At 58.5% G+C, this 8,829-nt stretch carries 5 protein-coding genes; 2 read left to right on the forward strand and 3 right to left on the reverse strand.

Annotation, left to right across the window (positions count from 1 at the left end):
- Both AKL28_RS22575 and AKL28_RS22580 read right to left on the reverse strand, forming a co-directional pair.
- Positions 1–1,971, reverse strand: a 1,971-nt coding sequence (locus AKL28_RS22575; protein ID WP_231602630.1) for a putative bifunctional diguanylate cyclase/phosphodiesterase, incomplete at its 3' end; no start/stop codon positions are given.
- A 969-nt stretch (positions 1,972–2,940) separates the two neighbouring features.
- Positions 2,941–4,149, reverse strand: a complete 1,209-nt coding sequence (locus AKL28_RS22580; protein ID WP_050470552.1) for an MFS transporter — start codon at positions 4,147–4,149, stop codon at positions 2,941–2,943.
- Positions 4,150–4,504: 355 nt separating this feature from the next.
- Between AKL28_RS22580 and AKL28_RS24135 the strand changes: the two genes are divergently transcribed.
- Together AKL28_RS24135 and AKL28_RS22590 are read left to right on the forward strand one after the other, a co-directional pair.
- Complete coding sequence (locus AKL28_RS24135) at positions 4,505–7,339, forward strand: MHYT domain-containing protein (protein ID WP_231602632.1); 2,835 nt, start codon at positions 4,505–4,507, stop codon at positions 7,337–7,339.
- 119 nt (positions 7,340–7,458) lie between these two features.
- Positions 7,459–8,463: a response regulator gene (locus tag AKL28_RS22590; protein WP_050470553.1), complete on the forward strand. Its 1,005-nt coding sequence runs from the start codon at positions 7,459–7,461 to the stop codon at positions 8,461–8,463.
- A gap of 137 nt (positions 8,464–8,600) precedes the next feature.
- On the opposite strand, the gene AKL28_RS22595 is transcribed toward AKL28_RS22590, so the two are convergent.
- Positions 8,601–8,829 (reverse strand): transporter substrate-binding domain-containing protein (locus AKL28_RS22595; protein ID WP_156226450.1); only part of this gene is annotated, 229 nt, incomplete at its 5' end.

Raw genomic sequence — 8,829 nt, forward strand, 5'->3', positions numbered from 1 at the left:
GCCTTGGATGACATCGCACCCGGCCGAACGCAAAAAGGCATTTTGCTCCTCCGACTCGACGCCCTCGGCCACGACCCGCAGGCGCAGCTTGTGCGCGATGGCGATGATGGCTTCGGTAATGGCAACGTTGTCGGCGTCATAGGGAATGTCCTTGACGAAGCTGCGGTCGATCTTGAGCGTATCGAGCGGATATTGCTTCAGGCTCGCGAGGGATGAATAACCCGTGCCAAAATCGTCGACGGAAATGGTCACGCCCAGTTCGCGCATGCGCTTGAGCAGTGCCGTCGCCGCTTGCTGGTTTTGCATGATGGCGCTCTCGGTGATCTCCAGCTCCAGCATGGATGGCGGCAGGCCGCTTTGCGCCAGCGCGGCATCGATGGCGGCAGGCAGGTCGTCGGACAGGAATTGGCACGGCGACAGGTTGACGGCGATACGACCAAAACGATAGCCGCGATCCAGCCAGGCTTTGCCTTGCCTACAGGCTTCCCGCAAAATCCAGTCGCCCATCGGAACGATCAGTCCGGTTTGCTCGGCCAGGCTGATGAACAGTCCCGGCGCGGTCAGTCCGCGGGTCGGATGGCGCCAGCGCACCAGCGCTTCCATGCCGCAGATCCTGTTGTCCGCGGCGGAGAGCTGGGGCTGGTAAAAAAGTTCGAACTCCTGCCGTTCCAGGGCGTGCCGCAAGCTGTTTTCCAACAGCATCTGCTCCAGCGCGCGCACGCTCATTTCCTTGTTAAATAACTGGAAGGCATTCTTCCCGCGTTCTTTGGCGCGGTACATGGCGATATCGGCGTTTTTGAGTATGGTCATGGCATCCTTGCCATGCTGCGGATAGATCGCGCAACCGATACTGGCGCTCATGAATATCTTGTGGCCGTTGATGAAAAACGGTTCGACCATGTTGCTCATGAGGCGCTGCGCCAACTCGGTCGCCATGTTTTCCGACGCGGCGTCATCCAGCACCACGATGAATTCATCCCCGCCAAAGCGCGCCAGCACATCCTGTTGCCGCAGTTGCCGGCGCAGCCGTTCGGTCGCGGCAACCAGCAATTGGTCGCCGAAGTGATGGCCCAGCGTATCGTTGACGGATTTGAAGCGGTCGAAATCGATGAAAAAAAGCATCAGATTCCCACCGTGTTGTTCTGCGCTGCCGATCTTCTCGGACAGGGTGCGCATGAGGCTATTGCGGTTGAACAGTCCCGTCAGGTTGTCATGTTCGGCCAGGTAGGCCAGTTTGTTTTCCGCTTCCTTGCGGATGGTGTTGTCGGTGAAGACGCCGACATAATGTGAAATGGCATCGTGGTTGTCGCGGATGGTCGAGATCGACAGCCAGGCCGGATACCAGGTGCCGTCCTTGCGCCGGTCCATCATTTCGCCTTGCCAATTGCCGATGGACGCCAGCTGTTCCAGCATGCTGCGGTTGACGTTGGTGCGGGAGCTGGGGCCGGTCATCATGCGCGAATGCTTGCCGATCGCTTCATCGATGCCGTAGCCGGTAATCCGGGTGAAGGCCGGGTTGACCGTCAGGATGCGAAATTCTTCATCGGTGATGAGGATACCTTCGCTGGCCGATTCGAACACCCGGTCGGCCAGGCGCGAATGCCAGGCAGCCTGCACTTGCTGATTGACATCAAGCGCCATTTCAATCAGGACCGTACCGCCTTCGAATTCGTCCACGCTGCCATGTACGTCCATCCAGCGCCGGGCGCCATTCTGGCTGACCATGCGGCGGGTATGGCGGACATGGTTGCGGGCGCCGTCCCGTAGTTGCTGATGGTGCGCCTGCACTTGCGCCAGATCTTCCGGTGCGACCAGTTCCGAAAACGGCAATCCGATCATTGCCTCCGCATGATCGTAACCAAGGATGTCCGCCATTTTGGGATTGGCATAGCGGACGTAGCCGGCCGCATCGACCACGTAGATGCCAACCAGCGCCTGTTCATGGAAATGGCGCGAGCTGCGTTCGAGCAAGGCGCCGTTTCCTGTTTGCTGTGACGGAAAATATTCCTTCGGATTGTTTGGAGGCGCAGGGATATTGTTGATAGACACGGACATAGTTGTTTTCCACACTGATTGTGGTCTTACCGTCGAACCAGTAATACATGAACGGAACATTGCTGCGTTGGCAATGGATCATATGGGATGCCCCCACCCGATGTCGCTACACAAAACTCAGATGTGCTGGCATTTTCATTTGAGGTTGTTCTTAACGTTGAGGCTTTTCCTCATTCCCCCATTAACTCAGATGTGCCGGGATTTTTCCTTTGTGGTTTTTCCCAATTGCATCCTGACTTCGACTGCTTGCTCAGGGCAGAAAAAGTACCAAACGCATATGGAAATCGAACCGGCCACGGGAGGCGGTTCGATGCCCGTGCTGCAATGTGGAAGCTATGTCAGGTAACCAATTTTTCTTGAATTAGCTTGCTTGAGCCTTACGGCGCACACGCAATTTTCTGGGGAAATTTGCTTAGTACGATAAAAAATACCGGTGCATCTGATTGTTGTTTAAAGGCATGCTGCCGTACATCCAATGGCCTTCTTCAAGGCCCCCGCGATAAAGAATGTTTTGTCACGAACAGGCAGTCCACCCGACATGCCCGCATTGGGATTCGGAAACATATAAAAATAAGACGGGGACATGGCTCTCGTTATGGCCAAGGTGCGTGGTGCTGCGCTATGGCCTATTTTTTATTTTTCGAATCATGCCTGAGAAGTATCCGAAAGTCATGTCCAATGGAGGCCGATCGAAGAGGTTCGCACGAACATGTCTCAAATAGTGCGGTCGTTCTTGCCGGCTTGCCGCTCAGTGAGAAACCGGGCGGTTTTTTTGAGGAGAGAGGGCACGTAGCATGTGCGGTATATCCAGGCGGAAATAATTAAGAAAATAACGCTTCGATCCGCCGCGAAGCAGTGCAATGCATGTCCGCCACCGGCCCTTCCTCAGCTGGCGAGTCCTTGTCTGACCTTCCATGACAATGGCAGGGTGAGCAGCAAGATTGCCGCCAGCATCATTACCGCGGTGGAAACGCCCGCCATATCGCCGAGCCGTCCGAACAGTATCGGCGACAGTGCGCCGCCGCCGATGGTCCCGGTATAGAACAGGGCGAAGGCATGGTCGCGCTTGCCCGGTGCGGCCAGGTCCGGCACTACGCCATACAGCACCGAGGAGGTGCCATTCAAGGCCAGCCCCAGCAACGGCATCATCGCCATCAGTCCGAACAGCGGAAGCCACACTGCCAGCAGGATGCACAGCGAGGTTGCCGATTCCGTGATCCACACCGTTTTCATCATGCCGATGCGTGCGCCGAGATAGCCGCAAAACAATTTGCCGAAAGCGCCGCCGACGAACAATAACGACAGCGCCACGCCGATACTGGCCGTGCCGGCGCCTTTGCTTTTCAGGAGGAAGGGCAGGAAGGTGAGAAATCCCATTCTGACGGCGCTATCGATGGTGCCGGTCATCAGCAGTGCCCGCATACCGCTGGCAGAGCCTGTCCCGGTGCTTGCCTTGACGGATTTCGCATGTACCGGCGGGCGGTCGACGTGGGCCGGGATCAGCCACCAGAGCAGTCCCGCGAACGCAAGGCCGATGAGTCCGAGGAGCGTGGCGCCGGTCTGCCAGTTGACGGCCACGAGCAGCAAGCCAATGAGTCCGGGGATCAGGGTCTTGCCGATATCGCCGGCAAAATTGTATTGGGAGAGCGCCTCTTTGACGCCGCCGCCGGCTTCATGCGTATCGGTGACGATGGACGAGGCCAGCGGATGCTGGGTGCTGGCGCCCAGGCCGCCTATCATCAGCGCGGCCAGCAGCATGGCGACACCGCCGGCCTGGCCGGCGATCAGATAGGCGATGCCGGCCAATGCGGTTCCGCCCACCAGTACGCGTTTCCTCCCCCAGCGGGTTGCGAACCGGCTGGCCAATAGCTGGAGCCCGGCCATCACTCCAGAATAAGATCCGCGCAACAGCCCCACTAACGCGTAGCTGATGGAAAACTGTGCCTGCCATATCGGCAGCAAGACATAGATGACGTCCGTGAGGCCATCATGTATCGCGTGGGCGCTGCAGGCGGCGATCAAAGAGCGCCGGCGGATCGGCGTATCGCTGGTGTGCGGGGGCAGGGATGCGGGAGCGGCGTTCAGTTTGTTCATTATTTTGGGTACGCAAGGCCGGAGGCAGCCTGGATTTTAATCCAGGGCCGGAGCGGGGCTGCGTTATTGCCAGAATTGCATGGCTGCCGCTTCGCCTTAAGGCACTGAGGTATGGATCTCCTCAATTGGCGAGAAAATGGCCCGGAAGGCAAGTGATGCGAGATGGATACAGAACCGGAATGTGGGCAATTAATGGATAGAATGTCACAAAATATGTGAACTTTTGATGTGTCGGGGAAGATGGCGGATGGGAAATTTCTTTTTTAGTGCCTTGGATGGCGGGGATATTCTGCAAGGCACTTACAGTCCTGGGTTGGTACTGCTGTCGTTGTTCGTGTCGATATTTTCGGCCACCATGGCCTTGCAAACCGCCTATGTGGCAAGGCATTCCACCCAGCGGCTGCACCGGCATGTTGCCATCGCGACGGGAGCCATCGCATTGGGCGGCGGCATCTGGACGATGCACTTCATCGGCATGCTGGCTTTCGATCTGTGCCTGTCGGTGGATTACAGCCTGGGCATCACGGCGTTGTCGATCATCCCGGCACTGGCCGCCTCATGGGTGGCGCTGAGTATGCTGTCCCGGGCCAGGGTGTCGATGGCCCAGCTTCTGGCGGGCGGCGTGCTGATGGGGGCCGGCATCGGCACCATGCATTACACCGGCATGGCCGCCATGCGGATGTCGGCCGTATTGCGTTACGACCCTCTGTATTTTGCCCTGTCCATTCTGGTTGCCGTCGTACTGGCGACCATCTCTTTGGGTGTGCGCTTCAAGCTGCAAGGCATCAGGATGCGGCGTATCACCCGCCTGATCGCCAGCGGCTCCATCATGGGCCTGGCGATTTGCGGTATGCATTACACCGGCATGAGCGCGGCCCGTTTCATCGGTTCGGCCGGCGCCCAGCAGGGCGGGCTCCTCATCAGCACGACGTTTGCCTCGTTGGCGCTTTCCATGTTCACCATTACCGTGACGGTGCTGGTGACGGCGGCCAACGGGATGATGCGTTACAAGCAAACGTTCCAGATGATGAAAGAGAGCGAGTCGCGCATCCGGGCCATCGTCGAGACGGCCGTCGACGGGATCATCACGATCGACAGCAAGGGCACGGTGCAAGCGATGAACCGTTCGGCAGAACGGTTGTTCGGCTGGTCGGCCGATGAGGTGCTGGGCAAGAACATCAAGATGCTGATGCCCGAACCGGACCAGTCCAGCCACGACGGCTACCTGCGCAATTTCCTGACCACCGGATTTGCCAAGGTCATCGGCCAGGGGCGCGAGGTGATCGCCTTGCACAAGAACGGAAAACTGATTCCGGTGCGCCTGGCCGTGGGGCAAGTCGACCTGCCGGGAACACCCCTGTTCGTCGGTTTTGTGACCGACATCAGCGAGCGCCGGGCGCTGGAAGCGTCGTTGCGCGAAGTGGCGGAGAAGGCGGAACAGGCCGCGGCAGCCAAAACCACCTTCCTGGCCAATATGAGCCATGAGATCCGCACGCCGATGAATGCCGTCATCGGCTTCTCGGAGTTGCTTCTCAAGAGCGATTTGAGCGCCACCCAACGCGCCCATTTGACGACGGTGCACCAGTCGGCGCGTTCGTTGCTGGGCCTGCTCAACGACATCCTGGATACGACCAAGCTGGAAAAGGGCGGCGTGACGCTTGAGCATATCGACTTTTCCCTGCAGGAAGTGGCGCAACAGATCGTGACCTCCCTGCGGCTCAATGCCGAAAAGAAGCGGCTGGACCTGGTGCTCGATTACGCCAGCGGCGTGCCGGAATATTTCAAGGGAGACCCGCTGCGCATCCAGCAGGTATTGACCAACCTGGTCGGCAATGCGATCAAATTTACCCAGCAAGGCAGCGTGCGCATCGCCATTGCCCAGGTCGGCGACCGGATCGGCATCGAAGTGTGGGATACCGGCATCGGCATGACGCCGGAACAGCTAAGCCGCATTTTCGATCCCTTCGCCCAGGCCGATGCTTCCATCAGCCGCCGCTTTGGCGGCACAGGCCTGGGAACCACGATTGCGCGCCAGTTGATCGAATTGATGGATGGGACAATTTCCGCCGAAAGCCAGCTGGGGGCAGGGAGCGTCTTTAGAGTGACGCTTTCGTTGGCGCCCGGCGAGAAGCCGGCGTTTCGGGCGAATGCCCTGGGCATTGGAAGGCTGCCTGCCTTGAATGTGCTGATTGCCGATGACGTTCCCCAGAATGTGGAGCTGCTGACGCTATTGCTTGAAGAAGCCGGCCATACGGTGACGGCCGCCAATGACGGGACGCAGGCGATCGAGATGTTTTTTGCGGACCGCTACGATCTGGTTCTGATGGATGTCCACATGCCGAATGTGGACGGCCTCGAAGCCACCCGCCGTATTCGCGTGGAAGAGGCGAGGCAAGGGCGCGAAAAGACCCCGGTCATTGCGCTGACCGCAAGCGTAATGGAGTCGGACCGGAAGGCCGCGCAAGCGGCGGGGATGAATGGCTTCGCCAGCAAGCCTTTCGATATTCCCAAACTCCGTGCTGAAATTGCGCGCGTATTGAAAGTGGCGCCCGGCGAGTACATCGCGGTCGGCCATCAGGATGGCCAGGACAAGGTCATCGATTGGGCCCGCGGAGAACTGTTGTGGCGCACCAAGGAGCGCATGGCTGAAGCCATTTTCCGCTTCCTGGCCGATATGGAGGCGCGCCATCCGCTGCCGGCCCCGGGCGCCGCCGTTGAATCGGTGGACTGGGCGCTGACGGCCAAAAGCCTGCATGGCATTCGCGGGGCCGCCGCCAACCTGGGGCTGCTTACCGTGGCGAACCTGAGCGGGATTCTCGAACAGGGAACCGCCACACCGTCGTCGGCGTGGTTCCAGCAGTTGCAAGCGTTAAGGATTCAATTGGACCTGGTCAAGACCCTGTTGCAGGAAGAGGAGTGGTCTTCTTCTCAGATGACGGCGGCCGCAAGCAGCCCGGTGGACCCGGCCGATATCGTGTCGTCGCTGGAAAAACTCAGCGGAAGGCTGCAGCATGGCGAACTGGATGAGGATAATTTCGACAAGATAAGCAACTGGCTTCTTGAAAATGGCGAAGCGAAACTGCGCAATGAGATCCACGATGCCATCGAGTCGTTTGATTTTGAGAGCGCCAGTGAACAGCTCAAAAAATTGATGGAATCGCTCAAGGCGGAACAGAAGTCTTCCGTATAAGAATTTGTTGGTTGCCGAGGGAGTGACATGAACGCCCCCCCGGCCTGGTTGATGAAATGAGTTCTCTCCCGGCGATCGGGACGATTGCCGGGAGAGACAGTGTCGAAGAGTGCAAGGCCATGAAAAACGAAGAACGCAAATGTATCTTGCTGGTAGATGATGAGCCGACCAACCTGCAGGTATTGAAGCACACGTTGCAGGACGAATATCGGCTGCTGTTTTCCAAGGACGGGGAAAAGGCGCTGCAATTGGCGCAGGCGGAAAAGGTCGACCTGATCCTGCTGGATGTGATGATGCCGGGCATGTCCGGATACGACGTTTGCAAGGCGCTCAAGGCCGCGCCGGCAACCCAGGCGATCCCGATCATTTTCGTGACGGCATTGAACCAGGTATCCGATGAGCAATTGGGGTTTGACCTCGGCGCCGTGGACTACATCACCAAACCGTTCAGCCCGGTGATCGTCAAGGCGCGCGTCAAGAGCCAGCTGTCGCTGGTGCAGCTGGATGTGTTGCGGGAGACCCGGCTGCAGGTTGTGCAATGCCTGGGGATGGCCGCCGAATACAAGGATAACGAGACCGGCATGCATGTCATCCGCATGAGCCATTATGCGAAAACCCTGGCGCTGCGCGCTGGATATGGCGAGGCCGAAGCGGAAGAACTGCTGCATGCGGCGCCGATGCATGATGTGGGGAAGATCGGTATTCCCGACGCGATCTTGCAGAAGCCCGGCAAGCTTGAGCCCGAAGAGTGGTTCATCATGCAGCAGCATGCGCGCATCGGCGCCGATATTATCGGCGAGCACGCCTCCGGCCTGTTGAAGACGGCCAAGCTCATCGCTCTGTACCATCATGAGAAATGGGACGGCAGCGGATACCCGCATGGCTTGTCCGGCAACGACATCCCGCAGGCAGCGCGGATCATCGCCATCGCCGATGTGTTCGATGCCTTGACCAGCGAAAGGCCGTACAAATCCGCCTGGTCGGTGGAAGATGCGCTGGCGTTGATTCAGCGCGAAAGCGGCAAGCACTTCGATCCGGAATTGGTGCCGCTGTTCATTGAATGCTTGCCGGAGGTGCTTGAGATCAAGGCCCGCTGGAGCGACCCGATGGATGTTGCCGTTTGAGTGCGCGCCTGTCGATTGCCAGGATGGGGCGATGCCGGATGCCGGTATGAACCGGGGGAAGGCCCTGATGCTATGGAAGTAAAAAAGACGGTGGGATTGCCCACCGTCTTTTTTATTGCGTCAGAAACATCGGCACATCATTGGAAGGTCGTCGCCATCTTCTGAGGCAGTGGCACGTTCAGCCACTTCTTGACGATCGTGTTGAGTTCGCCGCTCTTCTTGGCTGCGGTGATGGTTTCGTTGACCTTGGCCAGCAGGGCCTCTTCGCCCTTGTTCAGGCCGACGCTGCAGCTCGATTCATTGATGATGTACTTCAGCATCGGCTTGTTGTCCGGCGCCTTCTCACCCAGCGCATAGGCGACGAAA

The sequence above is a fragment of the Herbaspirillum chlorophenolicum genome (assembly GCF_001189955.1).
In the GTDB taxonomy this organism is placed as follows: Bacteria; Pseudomonadota; Gammaproteobacteria; order Burkholderiales; family Burkholderiaceae_D; genus Herbaspirillum; species Herbaspirillum chlorophenolicum.